This is a genomic window from Pontibacillus salipaludis (assembly GCF_014642405.1).
Classification (GTDB): domain Bacteria; phylum Bacillota; class Bacilli; order Bacillales; family BH030062; genus Pontibacillus; species Pontibacillus salipaludis.
In genome coordinates, this window is sequence record NZ_BMIN01000015.1 from 62,009 (window position 1) to 86,433 (window position 24,425).

The 24,425-nt window shown below is 40.4% G+C and carries 20 protein-coding genes; 3 read left to right on the plus strand and 17 right to left on the minus strand.

From position 1 onward, the window contains the following. Positions 1-8 precede the first annotated feature (8 nt). The 6 genes from IEW76_RS15215 to IEW76_RS15240 all read right to left on the minus strand — a co-directional run bounded on the left by IEW76_RS15215 (position 9) and on the right by IEW76_RS15240 (position 7,782). Positions 9-953: a thiamine pyrophosphate-dependent dehydrogenase E1 component subunit alpha gene (locus tag IEW76_RS15215; protein WP_188655322.1), complete on the minus strand. Its 945-nt coding sequence runs from the start codon at positions 951-953 to the stop codon at positions 9-11. Positions 954-1,022: 69 nt separating this feature from the next. Further along, positions 1,023-2,444: a dihydrolipoyl dehydrogenase gene (gene lpdA, locus IEW76_RS15220; protein WP_188655286.1), complete on the minus strand. Its 1,422-nt coding sequence runs from the start codon at positions 2,442-2,444 to the stop codon at positions 1,023-1,025. Between the two features lie 14 nt (positions 2,445-2,458). After that, entirely contained in the window at positions 2,459-3,550 is a 1,092-nt protein-coding gene (buk, locus tag IEW76_RS15225; RefSeq protein WP_188655323.1) for a butyrate kinase, read from the minus strand. A gap of 28 nt (positions 3,551-3,578) precedes the next feature. Next, entirely contained in the window at positions 3,579-4,673 is a 1,095-nt protein-coding gene (gene bcd, locus IEW76_RS15230; protein WP_188655287.1) for a branched-chain amino acid dehydrogenase, read from the minus strand. A 15-nt stretch (positions 4,674-4,688) separates the two neighbouring features. Next, positions 4,689-5,594: a phosphate butyryltransferase gene (yqiS, locus tag IEW76_RS15235; protein ID WP_188655288.1), complete on the minus strand. Its 906-nt coding sequence runs from the start codon at positions 5,592-5,594 to the stop codon at positions 4,689-4,691. A gap of 109 nt (positions 5,595-5,703) precedes the next feature. Further along, complete coding sequence (locus IEW76_RS15240; protein ID WP_188655289.1) at positions 5,704-7,782, minus strand: sigma-54 interaction domain-containing protein; 2,079 nt, start codon at positions 7,780-7,782, stop codon at positions 5,704-5,706. 139 nt (positions 7,783-7,921) lie between these two features. Here IEW76_RS15240 and IEW76_RS15245 point away from each other — a divergent pair, with 139 nt between their 5' ends. The 3 genes from IEW76_RS15245 (at position 7,922) to IEW76_RS15255 (ending at position 11,043) form a co-directional block, all read left to right on the plus strand. Continuing rightward, complete coding sequence (locus IEW76_RS15245) at positions 7,922-8,155, plus strand: DUF2627 family protein (protein ID WP_188655290.1); 234 nt, start codon at positions 7,922-7,924, stop codon at positions 8,153-8,155. Between the two features lie 250 nt (positions 8,156-8,405). Then, positions 8,406-10,319 (plus strand): DUF294 nucleotidyltransferase-like domain-containing protein, encoded by a 1,914-nt coding sequence (locus tag IEW76_RS15250; protein WP_229721258.1) that lies wholly within the window; start codon positions 8,406-8,408, stop codon positions 10,317-10,319. A gap of 1 nt (position 10,320) precedes the next feature. Further along, a complete protein-coding gene (locus IEW76_RS15255) occupies positions 10,321-11,043 on the plus strand; it encodes a 3'-5' exonuclease (RefSeq protein WP_229721259.1) in 723 nt (240 codons plus the stop codon). A 105-nt stretch (positions 11,044-11,148) separates the two neighbouring features. On the opposite strand, the gene IEW76_RS15260 is transcribed toward IEW76_RS15255, so the two are convergent. The 11 genes from IEW76_RS15260 to xseA form a co-directional block, all read right to left on the minus strand. Beyond that, complete coding sequence (locus tag IEW76_RS15260) at positions 11,149-12,504, minus strand: aspartate kinase (protein WP_188655291.1); 1,356 nt, start codon at positions 12,502-12,504, stop codon at positions 11,149-11,151. Positions 12,505-12,897: 393 nt separating this feature from the next. Further along, the gene (gene spo0A, locus IEW76_RS15265; RefSeq protein WP_188655292.1) at positions 12,898-13,683 is read right to left on the minus strand and encodes a sporulation transcription factor Spo0A; all 786 of its coding nucleotides are present in this window, start codon (positions 13,681-13,683) and stop codon (positions 12,898-12,900) included. A gap of 363 nt (positions 13,684-14,046) precedes the next feature. Further along, a complete protein-coding gene (gene spoIVB / locus IEW76_RS15270; RefSeq protein ID WP_188655293.1) occupies positions 14,047-15,372 on the minus strand; it encodes a SpoIVB peptidase in 1,326 nt (441 codons plus the stop codon). Between the two features lie 197 nt (positions 15,373-15,569). Then, positions 15,570-17,303, minus strand: a complete 1,734-nt coding sequence (gene recN / locus IEW76_RS15275; protein WP_188655294.1) for a DNA repair protein RecN — start codon at positions 17,301-17,303, stop codon at positions 15,570-15,572. Between the two features lie 29 nt (positions 17,304-17,332). Then, a complete protein-coding gene (ahrC, locus tag IEW76_RS15280) occupies positions 17,333-17,782 on the minus strand; it encodes a transcriptional regulator AhrC/ArgR (protein WP_188655295.1) in 450 nt (149 codons plus the stop codon). Between the two features lie 133 nt (positions 17,783-17,915). Further along, positions 17,916-18,728: a TlyA family RNA methyltransferase gene (locus IEW76_RS15285; protein WP_188655296.1), complete on the minus strand. Its 813-nt coding sequence runs from the start codon at positions 18,726-18,728 to the stop codon at positions 17,916-17,918. Between the two features lie 4 nt (positions 18,729-18,732). Further along, positions 18,733-20,625: a 1-deoxy-D-xylulose-5-phosphate synthase gene (gene dxs / locus IEW76_RS15290; protein ID WP_188655297.1), complete on the minus strand. Its 1,893-nt coding sequence runs from the start codon at positions 20,623-20,625 to the stop codon at positions 18,733-18,735. 19 nt (positions 20,626-20,644) lie between these two features. Then, positions 20,645-21,241, minus strand: a complete 597-nt coding sequence (locus IEW76_RS15295; RefSeq protein WP_036782046.1) for a hypothetical protein — start codon at positions 21,239-21,241, stop codon at positions 20,645-20,647. 703 nt (positions 21,242-21,944) lie between these two features. After that, positions 21,945-22,829, minus strand: a complete 885-nt coding sequence (locus IEW76_RS15300; protein ID WP_229721261.1) for a polyprenyl synthetase family protein — start codon at positions 22,827-22,829, stop codon at positions 21,945-21,947. 1 nt (position 22,830) lies between these two features. Beyond that, positions 22,831-23,079 (minus strand): exodeoxyribonuclease VII small subunit, encoded by a 249-nt coding sequence (locus IEW76_RS15305; protein ID WP_188655299.1) that lies wholly within the window; start codon positions 23,077-23,079, stop codon positions 22,831-22,833. After that, positions 23,072-24,424 (minus strand): exodeoxyribonuclease VII large subunit, encoded by a 1,353-nt coding sequence (gene xseA, locus IEW76_RS15310; RefSeq protein ID WP_188655300.1) that lies wholly within the window; start codon positions 24,422-24,424, stop codon positions 23,072-23,074. The genes IEW76_RS15305 and xseA overlap by 8 nt, the downstream gene beginning before the upstream one ends. Between the last annotated feature and the right edge of the window lies 1 nt (position 24,425).

Consider the following 24,425-nt stretch of genomic DNA (forward strand, 5'->3'; position numbering starts at 1 on the left):
CCCCCTCCTTACTCGTCCTCAGCGTATACGTATTTCAATGCGCTCTCTGCTTCTGCATATGGTGCTTGCTCTGCGTAATCAGTAGCTTCATTGATGAGAGATTTCATTTCGTCTTCTAACTCTTTGTCTTTGTCTTCTGTTAATACACCTACTTCTTGTAAGTATGCTTTAAATGTAACAAGAGCGTCTTTCTTCTTCGCTTCTTCTACTTCTTCTCGCTCACGGTACGTACGATCATCATCATCACTTGAGTGTGGAGTCAGACGATAAGATACCGTTTCAATAAGTGTCGGCCCCTCGCCATTACGAGCGCGATCGGCAGCGCCTTTCACTGCTTCATAAACAGCAAGTGGATCATTGCCGTCAACAGTGTATCCCGGCATACCGTATCCAATGGCACGATCAGAAACTTTCTCACAGGCTAACTGCTTCTCTAGCGGAACTGAAATCGCATATTTATTGTTCTCTACCATTACAATTACCGGCAGTTTATGAACACCTGCAAAGTTAAGACCTTCGTGGAAGTCACCTTGGTTGGATGACCCTTCTCCTAACGTTACTAAGGAAACGAAGTTTTTCTTTTCCATCTTTGCTGCAAGAGCAAACCCTACAGCATGGGGAACCTGTGTTGTTACCGGAGAGGATCCAGTTATAATACGATTACTCTTCTGTCCGAAGTGGCCAGGCATTTGACGACCACCGGAGTTTGGATCTTCTGCTTTTGCGAATCCAGATAACATCAAGTCTTTGGCTGTCATACCGAAAGATAAAACAACACCCATATCGCGATAATATGGAGCAACATAGTCTTGTTCACGATCTAACGCATAAGACGCCCCTACTTGCGCGGCTTCTTGTCCCTGACAAGAAATAACAAACGGGATCTTCCCTGAACGATTTAATAACCACATTCTTTCATCAATGCGACGAGCGAGTAGCATTGTACGATACATATCTAATACTTCTTCATCTGAAAGGCCTAGTTTTTGGTGACGATTCTCAGTCACAAAAATCCCTCCTTATTATCCGTGAATTTGTTTTCCGTCAACGGCTAAAGCCGCTTCCCCCATCACTTCAGAAAGTGTTGGATGAGGATGAATGCTATGTGCAACTTCCCAAGGAGTTGCATCTAATACTTTGGCGAGTCCGGCTTCTGAAATCATATCGGTTACATGAGGACCAATCATATGAACACCCAGAAGGTCATCTGTATCCTGATCGGCGACGATTTTTACAAACCCATCAGATTTTCCGTATACAAGTGCTTTCCCAACGGCTTTAAAAGGAAACTTGCCAACTTTTACGTTGTAGCCTTGTTCCTTCGCTTGGTCCTCAGTTAAACCTACACTTGCAGCTTCCGGATTGGAATAAATACAGGATGGAACTTGCTCCATATTCATAGGCATAGGATCTTGGTCTGTCATATGTTCAACCGCTGTAATGCCTTCATGGGAAGCTACATGCGCTAACTGCATACCACCAATAACATCCCCGATTGCATAAATGTGTGATTCCTTTGTCTGATAGTATTTGTTCGTTTTGATGGCTCCGTTTTCAACAACAATGTCGGTATTTTCAAGTCCAATATTATTTACATTCGGGGAGCGTCCAACAGATACAAGCATACGATCAGCAGAATACGTCTTTGTTTCACCCTTATGTTCTGCCTGGACTTCTACACCTGCTTCTTTCTTTAAGGTTTCACCAAGAACTTTAGCTTCTGTCACAATCTTGACGCCCTTTTTCTTCATAAGACGTGTCATTTCTTTCGAGATGTCTTTATCTTCAGTAGGAAGAATACGTTCAGTATACTCGAGTACCGTCACCTCAACACCAAAATCAGTTAGCATCGAAGCCCATTCAATCCCAATGACGCCTCCTCCAACAATAACAATAGATTCTGGAAGTTCTTTCATACTTAAAGCTTCATCAGATGTCATTACATAATCTTCATCTACTTCAAGTCCCGGAAGTGTTCTTGGGCTAGAGCCGGTTGCTATTAGGACGTTTTTCGGTATGAGCATTTGGTTTTCATCCCCATTATTCATTTCAACAGAGATAGTTCCTGCAGAAGGAGAAAAGATACTTGGCCCTAAAATGCGACCGAATCCCTCGTAGACGTCAATCTTTCCCTTTTTCATCAATCCTTGTACACCAGTATGTAACGTATCAATGATGGATTGTTTACGTTCTTGTACTTTAAAGAAATTAAGAGTAGGCTGTTCTGTCTCAACTCCAAATGTATCCGCTCTCTTCGTTTGTTCGAATACTTCTGCACTTCGTAGCAATGCTTTAGAAGGGATACAACCTTTATGAAGACAAGTCCCTCCTAATTTCCCACTTTCAACAATTGCTGTTTTTAACCCAAGTTGTGAGGCCCGAACGGCAGCTACATAACCGCCTGTCCCTCCTCCAAGTACAACTAAATCATATTCATTAGCCAATGAAATTTCCCCTTTCATCCGATTGGGTTCGGATAGTGTTTCGGTTGCTCTTCTTGGCGTAACACACGAAGTGTCCCTTCATTGAGAGCTTGCAATTCATTTTCCCCAGGATAGATTAAGCAGTCAGCAATCCAGTTTACACGTTCAGTAATCATAGAAACAAATGATTTCCCATAGGCTAGGCCTCCGGTAAGCGCAATTGCATCAACTTTCCCGCCTAATACGGCACTCATTGAACCAATCTCTTTTGCTACCTGATAAGCCATTGCATCAAAGATTTGACGAGCTTCTTCATCTCCTTCTTCAATACGCTTCTCTACTTCTCGAGCATCGTTTGTTTCCAGATATGCCATGATGCCACCTTGTCCTACTAGCTTTTTCATCACTTCTTCACGATAATATTCGCCAGAGAAACACATGGATACAAGATCACCAGCCGGAACGGTTCCCGCTCGTTCAGGTGAAAAAGGCCCGTCTCCATGGAGACCATTGTTCACATCAATAACCCTACCATGATGGTGGGCACCCACTGTAATTCCTCCACCCATGTGAGTCACAATGACATTAAGCTCCTCATAGGGCTGACCAAGTTCAGCTGCTACTCGACGTGCCACAGCTTTTTGGTTTAAAGCATGAAAAATACTCTTTCTAGGAATTTCAGGCACTCCTGAAATTCGTGCAACTTCTTCCATTTCATCTACTACGACTGGGTCTACAATAAAGCTAGGAATATTTAAACTTTCAGCGATCTCGTTAGCAATAATCCCACCAAGATTTGAAGCATGCTCTCCGTTATATCCCATTTTCAAATCATCTAACATTTCTTCATTAACTGCATACGTCCCCCCTTCGATGGGACGAAGCAGGCCTCCTCTTCCACATACAGCATCTAACTTTGAACTACTGATGCCCTCATGGTGAAGGGCATCGAGTATGGTTTTTTTCCGAAATTCAAATTGATCGATGATGCGTGGGAATTGAGAGGTTTCTTCAGATGTATGGCGAATCGTTTCCTCGAAAATGCATTGGTCATCGTTAAATACTCCGATTTTAGTTGATGTTGATCCTGGATTGATGACTAAAACGCGATACGATTGTTGCAAGATGTTTCCCCTCCACTCCTACTTCGTTTCATTAACGACGGCTTAAGATATTGTGACCGTTCTGTAAGAATTTGCTTTGTGTTCTACGGCGTTTTTCAATACGCTCTTCAGCCATTCGGTCAGCTGCTTTGTATGTTGGAATGTTATCACGACGTGCAATATCGAAAACTTCCATGACATTGTCGTAAAGACCTGCTACTTTCTTCATAGCACGCTCTTGGTTATATCCGTACAGCTCATCTGCTACGTTAATCACACCACCAGCGTTAATCACATAGTCCGGTGCATAGACAATGCCCATTTCGTGAATTTGATCTCCGTGACGCTCTTCTTTCAACTGGTTATTGGCTGCACCTGCAATCACTTTTGCTTTCAGTTGAGGAATCGTATCGTCATTGATTGTTGCTCCAAGCGCACAAGGAGAGTAAATGTCACAATCAACACTGTAGATTTCATCCGGCTCTACAGCTTTTGCTCCGAAATCTTCAACTGCGCGAGCAACAGATTCTTTGTTGATATCCGTTACGATTAACTGCGCACCTGCTTCGTGTAGGTGCTTACAAAGGTTATACGATACGTTCCCAACACCTTGAACAGCAATGACTTTTCCTTCAAGAGATGGAGATCCGTAAGCTTCCATTGCAGCTGCTTGCATACCACGATAAATTCCGTATGCTGTTACAGGAGATGGGTCACCGGAAGAACCGAATGCAGGAGAGATTCCTGTAACATAGTCTGTTTCCTCGTGGATTGTATCCATATCATGTACAGTTGTGCCGACATCTTCTGCTGTAATATAACGGCCATTTAACCCTTGAATATAACGACCAAAGGCACGGAACATTTCTTCATTTTTATCTTTTTTAGCGTCTCCAATAATAACCGCTTTACCGCCACCAAGGCCTAAGCCTGCTGCAGCGCTCTTGTACGTCATTCCTTTCGCTAAGCGAAGGGCATCTTCAATCGCTTCTTCTTCCGTATCATATGACCACATACGTGTACCACCAAGAGCTGGTCCAAGTGTTGTATCGTGAATAGCTATAATCGCCTTTAGTCCTGAAGCTTCATCTTGGCAAAATACTAGTTGCTCGTAATCGTATTCTTTCATATATTTAAAAATTTCCATGGTTCATTTCCCCCTCTATTTTTCTTCAGAAGTTAATAGCGCAAGCGCTAATGAATATAATTTACTTTCAGCTGTATCAGAACGCGACGTGAGAACAATAGGTGCTTTAGCACCGCTAATGACTCCAGCCACTTTTGCTCCAGCGAAGTAGACAAACGATTTATACAAAGCATTCGCAACCTCAATAGCAGGAACGAGTAAAATGTCTGCTTGACCCGCTACATCTGATTGAATCCCTTTTTGACTGGCTGCTTCAAATGATACGGCATTATCAAAAGCCAGAGGTCCATCAACTATACAATCTTTAATTTGCCCTCTTTTTTGCATTTGAGTTAAGGATGCAGCATCAATTGTGGCAGGCATAGTTGGATTTACAACTTCCACAGCCGCAAGTGGTGCTACTTTAGGCATGTTAATACCAAGTCCTTCAGCCACTTTCACAGAATTTGATATAATTTGAGCTTTCTCTTCTAGTGTTGGCGTTATATTCATCCCTGAGTCAGTTAGAAGAATGAATTTGTCACGATTTGGCACTTCAAAAACCGCTACGTGAGATAACACCTTCCCATCTCTTAAGCCATACTCTTTGTTAAGGACAGCTTTCAATACTATTTTTGTATCGATTTGGCCCTTCATAACAACATCAGAGTAGCCCTCTGACACTGATTTAACTGCTTCAGTTGCGGTTAAGGATTGTTCTGGAACGTGCTTCAATTCTATTCTTCCATCAGAAAGGTCTACCCCAACAATTTCTGCTACTTGTTGAATTTCGTTTTCGTCACCCACAAGAAGAAAATTGGCAAGATCATATTCTAGAGCATGTTTGACTGCTGTTAATACTTCCTTGTCAGCCGCTTGGGCAACAGCTACTCTTTTCTTTGATTTTCGATCGACTTTTTTGAGTATGTCTTGCAATTTCACAAAATCACCTTCCCATTACTCTCACATTACTACTTATGCAAAAACCATGCCAACTTAATTGCTTTGAAAACGCTTTTTTATACACGTCGCCAATGCAGTGTTTTGCATACTATGAAAAATCATGCATGCTAGTTTTGTCAATTCCATACTTCTCAAGCTTATAATACAAGTTACGTATCGAGACCCCTAAGGCTTTTGCTGTCTTGGTTTTATTTCCTTCACAAGACCGAAATGCCTCTTTTATAACTTTTCTCTCGAAATCTTCAAGTGACTGCTGCAAAGTTTGCCCTCCCCATTCTTTTGAAGGTTCTTCTTTCAGCACAGGGTTTTTAGGGTGCTCAAAAAGCTCAGGCAAGTGAGATAGCTTGACTTCCTCTTCGTTCATATTCATATAAATCATAGCTCTACCGATAATGTTCTCAAGTTCCCGGACATTCCCAGGCCAATTATACTGTTCTAAATAACGCAAGGCCTCTTCCGAAATGTCACTAACATTACGGCCGTAATCTTGGTTAATCTTATGAATTAAATGGTAAACCAAAGAGGAGATATCAACATTCCTTTCTCTAAGCGGCGGAATGAATATCGGTAATCGGTTGAGTCGGTAGTATAAATCTTCCCTAAAGCTCTTATCCATAATTGCTTTTTCCATCTTTACGTTAGTAGCAGCAATTACTCGCACATCAATAGAGATCGGTTTCGTCCCACCTACACGGACAATCTCATTCTCCTGGAGAACCCTCAATAACTTGGCCTGCATAGGCAAGGACAACTCGCCTATTTCATCCAAGAATATACTTCCGTGATTAGCTTCTTCGAAATAACCCCGTTTACCACCACGTTTAGCACCTGAAAAAGCACCCTCTTCGTAGCCAAACAATTCACTTTCCAATATCGATTCTGCAATCGCAGCGCAATTCACACGAATAAATTTATTATGCCGACGATCACTTTCATTATGAATGGCATGAGCGAACAACTCTTTACCCGTACCAGATTCCCCTCTCAATAAGACCGTGGCAGGAGTTTTAGCCCCCACCTTCGCTTGCTCAAGTGCAAGAGTCATTTCTGGCGAATCTCCAATAATATCATCAAAGGTATATTTAGCTTCAAGACTTCGTATAATTTGCCGGGCTTTTCTAAGTTCACTTGTTAATGAACGTATTTCTGAAACGTCATGAAGAACACCTACACTACCTTTTAACTTTCCGTCCACAATAACCGGAGCAACATTTACGAGAACTTCTTTATTCGAAGGTCCAACACTCATCCGTACCCCACGAACGGCACGCCTCGTCTGAAGGACACGCATGTGCATACTTTCACCCTCAGATATATCAGCCGTCGCAGGCTTACCTACAATATCTTTCTCTGAAAGCCCCGTGATTCGCGTGTAAGCCGGGTTAATCATAATCCCCATTCCATTTTCATCTACCACAGAAATCGCTTCTTCAGAAGAATGTATAATAGCTTCTAACATCGTCTTAACTTCTTTTAGATCTGTAACTTCTTCAGCCAAATCCACAACTTCTGTAATATCATTAAATACCGCGAAAGCACCCAGAACTTCTTGATGAGATCCGATAATCGGTATTCTTGTTGTGATAATCTTACGCCCATTTTCGAGCTCAAGCTTTTGATTCACTTCTTTACGACGAACACGTAAGACATGAGACAATCTTGACGTTGGAATTATTTCGTGAATAGGCTTGTCCATCGCTTCTTTTCTAGTTGTTCCTAGAATGCGCTCTGCACTCCTATTCATAAATGTCACAGCTTCCGAACGATCAATCACAATCATGCCGTCATGAATGGCACTTAGAATGAGTTCTTGCTTATGAGTCTGCCTCTTAAGCTCTGACAATAATTCGTTTTTCTCTTCTAGCAGTTCTGATGTTATGTAAGCAACAGAACCAGGGATTACGACCGTTTTCTTCGACCTCGCCTGAAGCAACTCTTCAAAAACCCCTTCATCACCCGTTGCTTCAATGACAATATCAACATCCTGATTCAAATACCTTTTCCAATCTGTACCCGTTGGTATACCCTCACGCCTCGCTAATTGCATCCCAGGAGCCTGCTCTTTTGTATCTACAACAGCAACAATTTCCATCATTTCCGTGCCACCTAAGAGGGTCAAAAGAGCAGTCCCCCCTTTTCCAGCACCTACAACTAAAACTCTCTTCATCCGCATCCACACCTTGCAATTATTTGCATACTTTTATCTTAGGTGAATATGCACTTTTTAGCAAGCGTGAGGAGGCTAGGAAGACCTCAACTTCTCTGATATACTACAATTGGAAAGAGCAAAAAGGGGAGACAAACTAATGGCTCGATTTATGGCAATGGTGATTTTATTCCTTCCTGGAGCACTAGCTGTTTTGGGATTCAAACTCATGCGTGATAGCTTATTTGGAATCGTACAACCTCTTTTATTCCAGGTGTGGATTCAATTCGCATTTGGACTCCTCTTATTCTTAGGAGGACTAGCCTTTATCGGAGGATTCATTCTTTATCGCGACAAAAAATCCGGAAAGACTAAAGGACGCTTTAAAGTTTAAACATCAATAGCAACACCCATTAAGAAGACCACCCAATTTTTGGGGGTCTTTTTTTAGACGAACTTCACTTACTTCAGCTTAAGCCAGAAGTGATCAGTGCAACTAAAAGAGATGAATCTATTCTACACGCTGAAAACCTTTGATGCAACGAAGTTATGTTAGGTTTCCTCACATACCCTGTTATATTCTACAAGTTGTTTACAATTTGGTATACTCTAATGAGGGAAACTATTATTAAGGAGGGAATAGATTGGAGAAATATGTTGAAGTATTTAAACAACAATATCCATTTACAATGCTCACAGAATCACAATATGACCGTGTGTTTACTGATGCTACTGTAAATTCATATAAGAAGAATCAATTTATTTTTCACGAAGATGAAAAAGAGGAAGAAAGTGATATCTACTTTGTTCTTAACGGCCTAGCGAAAAACATCCTGCACCGTTCGAACGGTAAACAGCTTTCGATCCGCTATTACTACCCGGGAGATCTTGTGGGGATTATGATGATGCTAACGAGTGGAGAGATGAAATTTTCTGTACAAGCCCTCGAAGAAACGAAAGCCATTCGATTTAAACGGGAGCGCTTTGTTGAAATTATGTCTGAGAACCAGGCTTTCTCTAATATCGTCCTAGAAGGCATCAGCAATTTAATGAAAAGTTTATACCATGAAGTGAAATATAAAACGAGCGAGTTGGATGACTCAAGCTACGATCGTGATTTATTCAAGCAACGAGTTGTGTCCTATTCTGAAACCCCTACTATCATCCATCACAACGCATCTGTCACAGAAGCTGTTAAAATGATGAAAGATGAGAAAGCCGGGGGTCTCATCGTTTGTGGGGATGACCAAGAATTGATCGGAGTCTTCAATTATCAAGACTTAATCCTCGCCTATTTACAGGAGGATTTCAATGGACGAATTGAAGAGTACTTAAATGAAGAACCATACGCTGTTAACGACCAAGACTTTATTTATGACGCGTTATCTTACTTAAAACATAATCCCGCTGCAATTATACCTGTCCTACACAAACAAAAAGTCGTTGGACTGTTACGGCAAACATCATTTCTAAAGATGCAAAACTCTATATATTTTGACTTACGGTATCAGATCGGTAAAGCAAATTCGTTAGAAGAATTAACTAGCTTATCACCTCGATATAATAGAGCCTTTCAGCAGTTCGTAGCTCAATTGTTAGATGACAACATGTTTGCTTATGATATATGCGAATTAATCTCGAGTTATAATGACGAATTGCATAAACAAATCTTACACTTAGCTGAAGAAGACATGGTTGAGGAAGGGTATGGCACACCTCCCATTAATTATTGTTTTATCGTTATGGGAAGCGAAGGAAGGAAAGAGCAAGCTTTCAGCACCGACCAGGACAATGGAATGATTTTAGATGATTACGAACACCTTGAAAATAAGGGCGAAATTGATACCTTCTTTAAGATCTTCACGGAAAAAGTGAACTACATGCTAGAAACGTGTGGATTTCCTTTATGCAGTGGCGGCATTATGGCCAAAGAAAAAAAATGGCGTAAATCATTACAGCAATGGCACACTTCCATACAAGAATGGTTGGAAAAAATGGACGCTGAAGAGATTAGGGACTTCACCATATTTATGGATTTCAGACCTATAGTTGGTGATTTCTCTTTGGCTTATGACCTAAGGGAATTTGTTACTCAAAAAATCCAACGTTCTCTAACGTTACAGCAACTCCTTATGAAAGATACTTTACGTTTCCGTGTGCCTGTCCAGCCGTTCGGTCGCATTCATGGAACAGGACGGTCTAAAGTATTGAATTTAAAAAAGGGTGCTATTATGCAGATTGTAAATGCCGTCCGGATTTATACAATAAAATATGGAATTGATGACGTTAATACGATCAAACGCTTGGAAACCCTTCGTAAACATGAACGATTCCACCCAAGAGACACAGAGAATGCAAAGCTTGCTTTGCATCGATTACTGAGTTTCCGCTTAAAGCGAAATTTACAACAAATACAGCTCCAAGAAACACTCAACAACGATATTAGTGTTATGTCTCTTTCTAAAGAAGAAAGGAAAGTATTGCGAGAATCTCTTCTAATCGCCAAACGTCTTCAGCAAGTACTTGAACTAAGCTACAACCGAAATCGGGTGGTTTAACGTGCTACCGATTGATTTAGAGATTTTAAAATACATCTTTTTTGAGAAGCATATGTATGCGTTCAAACTCAGACCTTACTTAAATACAAATCAATATCACGAGTTATACAAAAAACTTTCTATTCAAGAACATAACGAAGATTTACTAAAGATGCCGATACAAGCAGCTCCATTTACCATATTTGACTTGGAAACCACTGGATTACTTCCTGAGTTAGGACATGAAATCATTTCTATAGGAGCGATTCGTATACAAGGGACTAGCCACGTTTCCTACAAACGATTTCATCAGTACGTTCGGCCTATACGACCCGTCCACCAACGCACCCTTAACCTTACTGGCATGACTCGCAAGGACCTTCAGGGAGGGCATACGTTTCTCGAAGCTTATGATGATTTTATGGAATTTAGTAAAGACACAATTCTCGTGGCCTATCCAGCGGCTTTCGATATGAAATTCTTGCAAACGTTACTCAAAAGGTGGAAGCTACCGATCGACACACCACCCTCTATTGATGCTCAAAAATTGGTGAAAAAAATGTATCCAAACCATAAATACCAACTTGATTCAATGATTGCATCTTTCGGTATCACCCAGCTTGAACGACATCACGCCTTAAACGATGCTATTATGACGGCTGAACTCTTCCAACATATTCTTAATGATATTGACTCTTACGGTATTAAGACTGTTGAAGATGCCATCGGTTGGATACAAAGCTAAGAGTACATGTATTCTAATACCGCAACCTACTGCATAATAAAAAAGAGCTTGGATCCCCAAGCTCTTTTTATATTTATATCCTATTAAAGACTGCCCCAACTTTTATTAATCCTCTACAAAGAAAGCCTGATATAAGGATCGAACCGCATCTTCAAGACGATCAGCCTTAATACCGAACATCATTGAAACCTCTGAGGATCCCTGGTTAATCATTTCTATGTTTACAGAAGCTGAAGCGAAAGCGCGTGCGGCCTTACTTGAAACACCAATCGTACTATCCATGCCTTCCCCTACAATCATGATCATCGCAAGATTCCGTTCTATTGTAACTGTATCTACACTCAGTTCTTCTTCAATACGCTTGACGATAACCGCTTCTTTCTCAGGAGTTAACTGGTCACTACGCATGATGACAGACATATCATCTATTCCAGAAGGTGCGTGTTCAAAGGAAATGTCCTCTTCTTCCAAAATTTGAAGCAAATGACGACCGAACCCTTTTTCACGGTTCATTAAATACTTGCTTACATATAAGCTTAAGAACCCTTCATCACTTGCAATTCCAACCACCGGTTGCCCTTTGGCGGTCGAGCGTTCAGCAGATATCATCGTCCCTTTGCGATCAGGATAATTGGTGTTCTTAATGCTCACCGGTATGCGTGCTTTAAATGCTGGAATCAAAGCTTCATCGTGAAACACAGAAAATCCAGCATACGAAAGTTCACGCATTTCTTTATATGTTAATTCCACAATTTCTTTTGGATTCGGAACAATGGTTGGATTTACACAATAAACTGAATCCACATCCGTAAAGTTTTCATATAGAGAAGCCTTCACTCCTGCAGCAACAATAGAACCCGTTATATCTGATCCTCCACGCGGAAAGGCCATTAGTTGGTCATCCTTTGTATATCCAAAGAAACCTGGTATTACTAAAATTTCATCACGTTTCCTTAATTCATACAACCGCTCATAACTTTCATCTAATACCTGGGCACGACCTGGTTCATTACTAACAATAATACCAGCTTCTTTCGGATGAACATAAGAAGAGTCATACCCTAAAGACGTTAAATATTGACTAAGTACTTTCGCTAGAGTGTCCTCACCCATTGCTTTTAAAGCATCCATACGATGAGTAAATACTGTTTCCCCTGATACGATTGAGCGTAGTTGGTCTTCTACCTCAGTTAACAATTCCTTAGACAAATCAAGGTTTGATAAAATATCCCCGAAACGCTCCAAGACTAGAGAAAGAACAGTTTCATATTCATCACCGTAATAACTTCTCTCACCTAACTGAATTAGAAGGTCAGTGACTTTTGTGTCTTCTGAATGGCGCTTCCCTGGAGCTGAAACAACAATACATTTTCGTTGTGGATCTGATGTAATAATTGATGCTACTTTTTTTAACTGTTCTGCACTTGAAACAGAACTACCTCCAAATTTTGCTACTTTCATTTCGCTTCACCACTTCTTTTTCTTTTTGGCTCTAGTGAACACTTCTATGCATTGAACCACCATTTAGGAATAGTTAAAGGTATTTTCCATTCTTACCCTACAAAAAAACATATTTGTGAACAGAGCTTAATTTTTTATATAATTTTTAATCTTATCACGAATACCAGGAAGACGTAAGATTATTTTCATATTTTTTTAATTTATTATCGCAATAATGCAGTAAAGGGTTAAAGCGAACATCAAGAAAGTATATTTTTCCCTCCACACCGTCATTTCTAACCCCAACGTCAAAAAAATCCAGTAATATAAAAATACAACAAATAAAAACGCTCTTCTCGAAAGGAGAAGAGACGCTTAATTTATACCATATATAATTATAATAAAGACTGAAACTTACACTGCCATATGCTCTAAACGTAATTTATCAGCGACCATCGCAATAAACTCACTGTTCGTTGGTTTTGCTTTTGTCATGGAAACCGTGTAGCCAAATAAGGAGGAAATGGAATCGATGTTGCCACGGCTCCACGCAACTTCAATGGCGTGACGAATGGCGCGCTCTACACGAGATGCTGTCGTATTGTACTTTTTTGCAATGTCCGGGTAGAGTACTTTCGTAATGGACCCAAGCAATTCGATATCGTTATATACCATAGAAATAGCCTCGCGTAGATACATATATCCCTTAATGTGGGCAGGTACACCAATCTCATGAATAATGTTCGTAATACTAGCGTCAAGATTTAACTTCTTCTCTGGCTTTCTTTCACGCATAGAACGGCCAGAACTTTCAAAATTAGGTGCAAGACCATACACTTGACGTATGTGATCCCGAAGATTGTCTAGATCAAATGGTTTCAAGATAAAGTAAGAAGCACCTAAATCCACGGCTTTCTTGGTTGTCTCTTCTTGACCAAATGCTGTTAGCATAATTACATTAGGGAGTTTCTGTTTACCCAATTCTTTCATGCGGCGAAGAACAGCTAAACCATCAACATGAGGCATAATAATATCTAAAATGAGAACATCTGGATCCATATCCTCTAGCATCTCTAAGCATTCCTGGCCATTATAAGCTGTACCAATGACCTCAATATCAGACTGTTCATCAAAATAGTCTTCGAGCATATTCAATAGTTCCCTGTTGTCATCAGCTAAGCAAACTTTAATTTTTTCCACGAAATTTCCTCCTTAATTTCTATTGCCCCCGCTTTTCCTACAGTAAAATTTCGACACTTGCTGGAAATATCCTCTTTTTCTCTTAAGAAATATAATCTTTTTTTCGATTTTCTTTAATTTCCTTTAATATACTCCCCTATTCGATATAATCCCACATTATTAGCAGAGATGGTTTTCATTTGTCGAATTATCTTTATATTTATTATAACACCATCCCTTAAAATGGCAATGCTTACTGATATATGAAATAAGTATACAAAATTCTATTTAGCACATAGTAAAAAGCTACTCCTTATAAAATTGTCGTATAAAAAACTCTTTTTATTTCACAAAAAAAAGACAGGATATAGTCGTTCCCTGTCTTTAACTCGCTTTTTCTTTTGGTTTCGATTTATAAATATCAATTCCGGCTTCGTGGAGCATCCATTCGATATGCACCCCGTAACCTGATGTCGGATCGTTCACAAATACATGGGTTACAGCTCCAACCACTTTTCCATCTTGAATGATAGGGCTGCCACTCATCCCTTGTACAATGCCTCCTGTAACCTTAAGCAACTTAGGATCCGTAATTTTAACAATCATTCCTTTCGTTGCAGGAAACTTTTGAGGTACAGTACTTACAATTTCTACATCAAATTCTTCTACTTTTTCTCCTTCTAAAACCGTTAAGATCTTAGCTGGACCTTCTTTTACCTGATGTGATAAAGCTATTGGCATCGGCTTGTCACGCAAACCATTGTCGACTTGCTTGTCTAATTCACCAAATATCCCAAAGGGACTATTTCTCGTAATTGACCCAATTCGGTTTTCTTTAGCAGAAAATCGTGCATGCTTTTCTCCTGGTACCCCATTACTTCCTTTATCTATAGAGGTAACATTGGAACGTACAATAGTTCCTTCATGAATTTCGATTGGCTTTCTTGTATCCATATCTGAAATCACATGACCTAAAGCGCCATACTTTTTCGAATCTGGATGGTAAAACGTCATCGTCCCTATTCCTGCAGCTGAATCCCTTATATACAAACCTATACGGTATTTAGAATCTTTATGATCATATTTAGGTGTCAAATTGGTTTCGAATGTCTCATCGTTTCGTTTCATCGTTAGTTTTAACGCTTCTTTGTCTTCTCCGGCTTTTTTAACAAATGGAGCAACATCGCTCATCTGCTTAATGTCATTACCATTTATTTTAAGTAAGATATCTCCTACTTTTATATTGGCATCTTCCCCGGGAGAAACTTTACCTGATGAAGTCTCCACTAAATGATGACCTACAATTAAAACTCCAAGTGTATGCAATTTCACACCAATTGACTGACCACCTGGGATCACTTTAAAATCATCCAGAACATTCACATTTACTTTCTTAATTGGTAGTCCCGACACTTCATAAAGGACAGAACTCTCACCAACTTCATTTCCAATTAGCGCGTTACCATCTTGACTGACGATCGTATCGCCTGCTTTTATTTTTGTTTCGGCTGATGCAAGTGTTGGAATAGTTCCTGGATGTTGATCCTTAAAGATAGTCACCTGATCGGGGATCGAAAAATACGTTTGAACAGGTTTGAAAAACGGTACGCTAACAATAGCGACAAGGAGCAGGATACCAAGTGTCTTGCGAAAAATTTCAGTTACTTTCAAATAGTTCACTCTCCTTGCTCCCAACCCATTGCTTATCATTTTATTTCTGTACTTATAATGTGGCCTTCAAGCCTCCGTTTTAAACCCTGCAAACATGAGAAAAACAAGGCATTGTTTCCTGCATTTCATTACAGTTATAGGTATAGAATTCGACAAATCGACTTAAGTTATACGTATAAAGCTTTTGTTTATTATTCACGAAAAATGCAAAAAAGAAAACTGCCGAATCGACAGTTTTATGCATGTTGCTTTTTAAATTTGTCAGCAAGATCGAGCAACTCGGTAGCATGATCTTTTGTAGTTTCCGTCATTTCTGCTCCACTAATCATGCGGCTTAGTTCTTCTACTTTATTTGGCGTATCTAATTCTTCCACTACAGTGGTTGTCCTGTCATTTTCAACCTCTTTGCGTATATACAGATGCGTATCAGCCATTGCTGCGACTTGAGGCAAATGAGAAATACATAACACTTGTGATGCAGCTGAAATGCCATGTATCTTTTCAGCTATCGACTGCGCGACTCGACCGCTCACTCCAGTATCAACCTCATCAAAAATCACACTCGTAACGCCCTGGTGCTTTGAGAATATTCGCTTTAAAGCAAGCATAATTCGAGATAACTCCCCGCCACTAGCTACCTTATGAATATCTTTCAATGGCTCGCCTGGGTTAGTCGTGATCATAAACTTGATAAGATCATATCCATTTGGTCCAATTTTAACTGATTTCCCATCTATAACTGGGTCCTGAGCTGATCCTTCAGAGCTCGAAAAATCCACTCCAAAAGCCGCTTTTTCTAGGTATAGATCTTTCAACTCTTCGTGAATTGCATTCGTTAACTGGATGGAAGCTTCTTTACGTACTTCATGCAGTTGTTTTGCTTCTAAAGCAACGTCTTCAGCCTTTTCATGGATAGATTGTTCCAATTTTGAAACGTGGGTATCTTTATTTTTAATTTGATCTATTTCCTCTTCTACTGAAGCAGCGTATTCTAAAATGTCATTTACACTTTGTCCATACTTTTTCTTAAGGCGGTTAATTTCGTTTAATCTTGATTCAATTGAATCAAGCTCTTCTTCACTAAATTCTAAACCATCAAGCTGATTGCGCACTCCATGCGCTAACTCTTCCACCATGTAATAGTGATTCGCTAATTCTTCAGCCTTTTTCGCAATTTCATCATCATAATCTCGGGCATTCTCAAGAGAGGATAAAGCAAGAGACAACCAATCCATTGCTTTTTGTTCGCCATATAAAGCATTGTATCCATCATGAAGTCCCTTATATATCTTCTCATGGTTCATTAATTTATTACGCTGTTCCTCAAGTTCATCGTCTTCTCCTGGTTTTAAATTAGCCTGATCCAATTCATTGTATTGAAACTCTAGGAGATCAAGACGTTGCGCCATTTCTTGTTCGTTTTCACTTAATTCCTTATACCGTTTTTTTAAAGCGTCAAATTCTTTGTATAAGTCTAAGTAGTCGGATTTTGCTTGACCTATTTGGTTACGATCAAATAAATCCAGTAATTCTATATGTCGATCCACATCCATGAGGGATTGGGTCTCGTGCTGTGTATGTATATCAATTAGGGTTTGGCCAAATTCACGCAAAATAGCCAGCGTTACAAGCTTCCCGTTCACACGACAGATGCTCTTCCCGTTGGCACTGATGGTCCGATTTAATACAAGCATTCCATCGTCTGCTATATCTACACCAAATATTTCTGCCTTATGGTAAGCTTGGTGGCGATCATGGTCAACATAAAACAGACCTTCAATCTCCGCCTTCTTCGTTCCATAACGAACAAATTCTGCTGATCCACGTCCACCAGTGAGCAACTGGATAGCATCAATAATGATGGACTTCCCTGCTCCCGTCTCTCCGGTCAAAACAGTTAAACCCTCTTTAAATTGAACGGAAACTTCATCAATTATAGCAAAATCTTTAATGGATAATTCAGCTAACACAAGCTAGCACCTCAACTTTTCCAAAATGATTAAAGCATATCAAGAAAACGATCTCGAATTTGTTTAGAGTCTTCTTCCGAGCGGCAAATAATTAAACATGTATCATCTCCACAGATCGTTCCTAAAATCTCGTCCCAATCCAAGTTGTCCACGAGTGCTCCTACCGCATTCGCATTACCTGGCAGGGTCTTCATCACTATAAAGTGACCTGCCGTATCAATACGCACAAATGCATCAATCATTAACCTCTTTAATTTCTCCAACGGATTAAAGCGCTGATCAGCAGGCAAGCTATACTTATAACGTCCATCAACCATAGGCACTTTTACTAAATGCAATTCTTTGATATCTCTTGATACGGTTGCCTGAGTCACGTTATACCCTAGGCTCTTCAAACGATCAACGAGATCATCTTGTGTTTCAATATCATTCTCAGCGATTAGTTCCCTGATCTTAATATGTCGTTGCCCCTTATTCATTCTATCTCCCTCTCTTCTTTCCCTGTTTCAGGAAGGATCAATCTTGAGTTCATAAGCGTCATTAACGCACCGTTAAAACCTTTAAAAAATGGGACCACAAAACGTAGCCCCATTCGTTTAATCTATTCACAAATTAATGGGCATCGTGGGCTTCACGTACAATCTGTTCTACATCAACATTTGGTTGAATCATACCCTCATTATTACCCTTCCATCGTAAATGAGCTAAAAACTCAATATTACCATCCCCTCCTGTAATCGGAGAATAGGTAACTTCTTCTACAATGTAACCTGTTTCAGCTGAAAACTGTAACATGTCTGAGAGTACCATTTTATGAACCTTCGGATCACGTACGATGCCCTTTTTACCAACTTGCTCCCTACCTGCCTCGAACTGAGGTTTAATGAGAGCTACTACATCTCCATCACTCTCAATTAAAGTCCCAAGAACAGGTAAAATTAATTTAAGTGAGATAAAAGATACATCAATTGAGGCAAAGTTTGGAATCCCCTTTGTTAAATCCTCCTGTGTAACGTAGCGAAAGTTTGTGCGTTCCATTACCGTAACCCGCTCATCGTTGCGTAAAGACCAGGCTAACTGATTATACCCTACATCAATAGCATAACTTTGTGTAGCTCCATTCTGTAAAGCACAATCCGTAAAGCCGCCTGTAGAGGAACCAATATCAATAAGGATTTTATTTTTTACAGTAAGGTTAAAACTTCGCAAAGCCTTTTCTAGCTTAAGCCCTCCCCTACTAACATAAGGAATGGCTTTCCCTTTTACCTGAATCGATATGGACTCATCCACTTTCACTCCGGGTTTATCCAACTTTATCGTTTCAGAAAACACTAAACCTGCCATAATTGTTCGTTTTGCTTTCTCTCTTGTTTCAACTAAACCTCGTTCCACAAGAAGTGTATCAAGTCTAACTTTTTTGCTCATTGCTTCAAGCCCTTTGCTTTTGTTCTGGTAGTATTTTTTTAATAGTGGATACAATATTTTCAGATGTAAGTCCGATTTCTTTGTAGAGTTCTTTCACACTACCGTGTTCAATGAAACGATCCGGTACACCCATACGGTGAATCACCTGATTATAATATTGTTCTTCCTCTGCAAACTCTAAAACACCACTGCCAAAGCCACCTTTTAAAACAGCTTCTTCAATAGTTAGAAGTGGCATCGATTGTTTCATCAAATCATGCAGCATAGCTTCATCCATTGGTTTAATAAAACGAGCGTTTACAACCTTAACAGAAACACCTTGTTTCTTTAGTTCTTCACTTGCTTTTAAAGCCATCGGAATGGTTGTTCCAAATGTAAGAATGGCTGCATCCGTACCTTCTTGCAAAACTTCCCATGATCCAATAGGGATTGTCTTGAGCTGCTCGTCCATTTCCACTCCAAGTCCATTTCCTCTAGGGTAACGGAGAGCGATAGGTCCATCATCATATTCAAAAGCTGTGTTAACCATATGTTGCCCTTCATTTTCATCTTTTGGCATCATAATCGTCATATTTGGAAGGTGACGTAAAAAGGCAATGTCAAACACGCCCTGGTGTGTCTCACCATCTGCCCCAACTAACCCTGCACGGTCTATGCCAAACGTTACATTTAAGTTCTGACGACAAACATCATGTACTAATTGATCATAACCACGCTGCATAAACGTAGAGTATATGGCAAGGAATGGCTTCATCCCTTGTGTAGCTAATCCAGCTGAAACGGTGGTAGCGTGTTGTTCTGCAATTCCAACATCAAATAAACGATCAGGAAACTCTTCCCCAAATTTCTCTAATTTAGAACCAAGAATCATCGCTGGGGTGATCGCTGCAATACGGTTATCTGTACGAGCTTTCTTGCGAAGAGTCTCACTAATGACTTCACTCCATGCTGGAGGAGCATCTGTGGGCTTAATCTTTTCACCTGATTCGATTTTATATGGCCCAACACCATGCCACTTGTCCTTCTGGTCATTCTCAGCAGGATGATACCCTTTACCTTTCTGGGTCATCACATGGACAATTACAGGCCCCTCTGTCTTCTTAGCATACTGTAAATTCTCCATCAGATCCTCGAAGTTATGACCATCAACTGGTCCATAATAAGTAAATCCAAGTTCTTCAAAGAACATTCCAGGTAGCATAAAGTATTTCATACTATCTTTTAAGCGCTCCGCTGCGTTAGCAAGCCTACCGCCCACTGCTGGAATTCGTTTCAATACCCATTCCAATTCATCTTTCACCCAGTGATATTTACTCGCACTTCTCATACGGCCAAGCACATTGTGAAGCGCACCTACATTTTGAGCAATAGACATTTCATTATCATTTAGAATGACTGTAACATTTTTCTTCTCATCACCGATGTGGTTTAAAGCTTCAAGAGCCATACCACCAGTGAGTGCACCGTCTCCGATAATCGGGAGAATAGAGTGGTCTTCACCTTTTAAATCACGAGCAATAGCCATCCCCATTGCCGCTGAAAGAGAAGTAGAGCTATGCCCTGTTTCCCAAACATCATGCTCACTTTCACATCGTTTTGGAAAACCGCATAACCCTTGATATTGACGTAATGTATCAAATTGGTCTGTGCGACCTGTGAGAATTTTATGAATATAGGACTGATGACCAACGTCAAATAGGATTTTATCTTTAGGACTGTCATACAGTTTATGTAGGGCAAGGGTCAGCTCTACAACACCTAAATTCGCCCCTAAATGGCCACCGGTAACAGATAGTTTTTCAATAAGAAAATTGCGGACTGAGGCCGCTAATTTTTCCAAGTCTTCATTAGAATATTCTTTTAAGAAGGATGGGTCCTTGATAGTATTAAGATCCATTCGGGATCACTCGCCTTCATCATGATTTTCTAGAGGATTTTTTACCTCTTGGTAAAATGGTAATGTTTAATTTTCTTTCCACAAGTGAAATGACCCGCGCCGCAAAGAAAATTATATCGGTTGAAGCATGGATTGCAAAGTATTTACCAAGCGCCTTGCCTCCAACTGTCACTGCCGCCACAATGCTTGTGAAAATCACCGAGATAACCAAATTGGTAGTTGAGTCTTCGGAATGCCCAAGAATAAACGTTAGACGCAAAACAACCATTGTTGCAGCTGTACCACTTATAACGCCAGCAATATCTCCGATTACATCATTACAAAAGCTGGCAAAACGATCAGCGTTTCGAACAATAATAATCGCCTCTTTGGAACCGTTTACTTTTTCAGCTGCCATTGCATGAAAAGGGACTTCGTCTGCAGCTGTTGCCGCTATGCCTAGCATATCAAAGAATACTCCGATTGATACAATAACGAAAACGATAATGATCCCTAACAGATAGTAAACGTCATCTAATATATAATTAGAGATAACTGTAAAAATAGCCGCTAACACAAAAGTGATAACGGCGATCCCCAAGCTAAATTTTAAAGAATTTTTTAGTTGTGTCTTCATGGATTAACCTCTATATTTTAAATTCATTCATTAAATATGTATGAAAATCAGGATGGTCACCTAAAAGATAAAAACTGCGGCTTAGGTCCAGTAGGTTTTCCCAAGCGAGTACCATGTGTTGCCACATCGGCGGTTCCCCTTTAAACTCACCTTAGCACCGTCACCGATTACTAGACTGGATTGCCACTTAGTCCGCACTATAATCCCTTTTAGGTGTCATGGAACAGTCTAGGAGATTTCCTCGGCAGCCTTTAGCCGCTCCTTAGCCTCTTTTGCAGCGCTGATTTCATATGGTCGGGTAAGCGATCGAATAGTGGCCATCTATCTCTCACTCAAAAGCCATAATCCCCTCAGAGCCACTCAAGGCAGGCTACGCTGTGGACCGTTCTTCCCAAAACAATCTCACAGGTTCATACCCCATTTCATAGCAGACGTTTGAGAACAGCCTCCTACAAATATGGGCCTCCGCGGAAGCAGGGTCAACGCCCACATGCCATTGTGGATCGCCCCGCAACCTTAACTCCCAGCATCGACCCAAGGCTGGGCGCCTCAAGCCAACACAAGGAACTTCATCGATGTGCCCTTTGGCGGATTTTTAGGCCCGCCTTCAGGAACGGAGGGCCGACTAGAATACTGCACCATCCTGTTTGTAATACTAATATATCACAATCATTAAAATCCCTCAATCCACATGCGCTGACAATTAATTCTTTCTATCACTGATAAAGTCAATTAGATCTTCCAACAGTGTGCTTTCGACGCCTGCCTCTTTCAAGGCCATTCTTGCTTTTTCAGCATATTGGTTCTTATGCTCAATGGCACCTTCTAAGCCTAACAACTGGGGATATGTACTTTTATTGTTTGTCACATCACTACCGACAGGCTTCCCAATTTCACCTTCTTCTCCAACCACATCTAAAATATCGTCTTGAACTTGGAAAAGTAACCCGATATATTTCGCATAGGATTCAATGTGATGTAACTGAGAAGAATCAGCACCACCAATAAACGCACCAGCTACTGCTGAAAAACGAATTAATTCACCAGTTTTATGTCTGTGAATGGCTTCAAGACCTTCAAGGGTAAGAGTCTGGCCCTCAGCCTCCATATCAAGCATTTGACCTGCGACCATCCCCTCAGCACCACTTGCTTTTGAGAGTTCTCGGGTTAGAAATACTTTCTCACGATCCGTAAGATGGTCGTTAGATGTCACAACATGAAAAGCTGCTGTTAGTAAACCATCACCAGCTAAAATAGCTGTTGCTTCGTCAAATTGAACATGATTCGTAGGCTTCCCTCTTCTTACATCGTCATCATCCATGGCAGGTAAATCATCATGAATCAATGAATAGGTATGGATCATTTCCACCGCACAAGCAGGAGCAATGGCTCGATTTTCGTCTCCACCAAATGCTTCATTTGCAGCTAACAATAAAACAGGTCGGATCCTCTTCCCACCCGCTTCAATGGAGTACATTATGGAATTTCTTAACGTCTCAGGGATTTGCATAGAGTAGATCTGTTGTTCCATTTGCTGGTTCAACAGCGAACGTTTTTCTTCTAAGAAGGATCCTAGTGTTTGATTCACCTTATTCTTCCTCCTCAACTGAGAAAGACTCAAATTCACCCTGATCATTCATAATTTGTTGCATCTGCTTTTCGACATTATTAAGTTTGTCATTACAAACCTTAGAAAGTTTCATACCATCCTGATAATAAGTAATGGCTTTCTCTAAAGGGACATCTCCCTCTTCTAACTTCTCAACGATTTGCTCAAGCTGCTTCATAGCTTCTTCAAAACTCATTTCTTCTTGGTTCACTTGGTCTTTTTCACTCATGTTCTTCCTCCTTTTCCATACCCCATACTTGGCAATCTAAAACGCCATCTTGTACTTTAACTTGTATAGGATCTCCTGGTTGGACGTCTGAAATTGTTTTCACCACACTACCATCTTGATCAAAAGGAATAGCATAGCCTCTTTTCATGATTTCAAGTGGGTTTAGCAAGGATAGTTTGTTTAACACCTGCGTATAGCTATTAACTTTGGATCGTTTTTCTTGATCCATCGCTCGATTCATTCGTTTTGTCAGTTGAACAAAAGTTTGTTTAGCTCCATCTAAAGATCGTTCTGGGTGTTGCTGCCGCAATCGGTTTATCATTACATCAAAATCTTGCTTCTTTCGTTCACGTGTTAAGGATGATGACTTCTTCAACCGCTCAGAGAGACGATCTAAATCTTGTTCCTTTTGTCTCATGAGTTGTTCTGGATAACGAAATGCATAAGACTTCTGTAAACGATTTAGACGTTCAATTCCTTGACGGTGTTGTACATGCAAGGCTCTTGTTAGTCTATTTTGCATTGAATGAATGCGCTCTAATACTTCTGTCTGAGAAGGAACAGCTATCTCCGCAGCTCCTGTGGGTGTAGGAGCTCTGTAATCCGCTACAAAGTCACTGATTGTATAATCCGTTTCATGTCCGACTGCTGAAATTACAGGTACAGTTGAATCGGCAATGGCTCTCGCTACTATTTCTTCATTAAAAGCCCACAATTCTTCAATTGAACCTCCACCTCGCCCAGCAATGATGACGTCAAAACTACCGAGTTCATTTACTTTTTTAATTGCCTGGGAAATAGAGTTAGCAGCGTTTTTCCCCTGAACGAGCACAGGAAATACCGCTACTTTCACAAGAGGATAGCGTCTTTTAATAGTGGTTAAAATGTCACGAACTGCAGCACCTGTTGGGGATGTAATGACTGCTATGGACTCAGGATAAGGCGGGAGAGGTAGCTTTCTGGAATCTTCGAAAAGACCTTCTGTAGACAACTTTTTCTTTAACTCTTCATATGCAAGGTAAAGAGCACCTAAACCATCAGGCTCCATATGTTGAATATATAGCTGATACTGCCCATGGGGTTCGTATACACCGATTTCCCCTTTGATCAAGACATTCATCCCATCTTCAGGTTTAAACTTCAAGCGCCGATTATTGCCAGCAAACATCACTGCATTCACCCGAGATTTATTATCCTTAATGGTTAAATACATGTGTCCACGGCTGTGGTGCTTAAAGTTAGAAATCTCCCCCTTTAACCAGATATCGGTTAAATGGGGGTCCGTTTCAAACTTACGCTTAATGTATTTAGTTAAGGCGGACACCGTCAAATAATTGTCTTGCACG

Coding starts and splice junctions, on each gene's coding strand:
- IEW76_RS15215 (WP_188655322.1), bottom strand. CDS start 953: ATGTATCGTACAATGCTACTCGCTCGTCGCATTGATGAAAGAATGTGG.
- bcd (WP_188655287.1), bottom strand. CDS start 4,673: ATGGAAATTTTTAAATATATGAAAGAATACGATTACGAGCAACTAGTA.
- IEW76_RS15240 (WP_188655289.1), bottom strand. CDS start 7,782: ATGAAGAGAGTTTTAGTTGTAGGTGCTGGAAAAGGGGGGACTGCTCTT.
- IEW76_RS15245 (WP_188655290.1), top strand. CDS start 7,922: ATGGCTCGATTTATGGCAATGGTGATTTTATTCCTTCCTGGAGCACTA.
- IEW76_RS15260 (WP_188655291.1), bottom strand. CDS start 12,504: ATGAAAGTAGCAAAATTTGGAGGTAGTTCTGTTTCAAGTGCAGAACAG.
- spoIVB (WP_188655293.1), bottom strand. CDS start 15,372: ATGATAAGCAATGGGTTGGGAGCAAGGAGAGTGAACTATTTGAAAGTA.
- ahrC (WP_188655295.1), bottom strand. CDS start 17,782: ATGAATAAGGGGCAACGACATATTAAGATCAGGGAACTAATCGCTGAG.
- IEW76_RS15285 (WP_188655296.1), bottom strand. CDS start 18,728: ATGAGCAAAAAAGTTAGACTTGATACACTTCTTGTGGAACGAGGTTTA.
- dxs (WP_188655297.1), bottom strand. CDS start 20,625: ATGGATCTTAATACTATCAAGGACCCATCCTTCTTAAAAGAATATTCT.
- IEW76_RS15295 (WP_036782046.1), bottom strand. CDS start 21,241: ATGAAGACACAACTAAAAAATTCTTTAAAATTTAGCTTGGGGATCGCC.
- IEW76_RS15305 (WP_188655299.1), bottom strand. CDS start 23,079: ATGAGTGAAAAAGACCAAGTGAACCAAGAAGAAATGAGTTTTGAAGAA.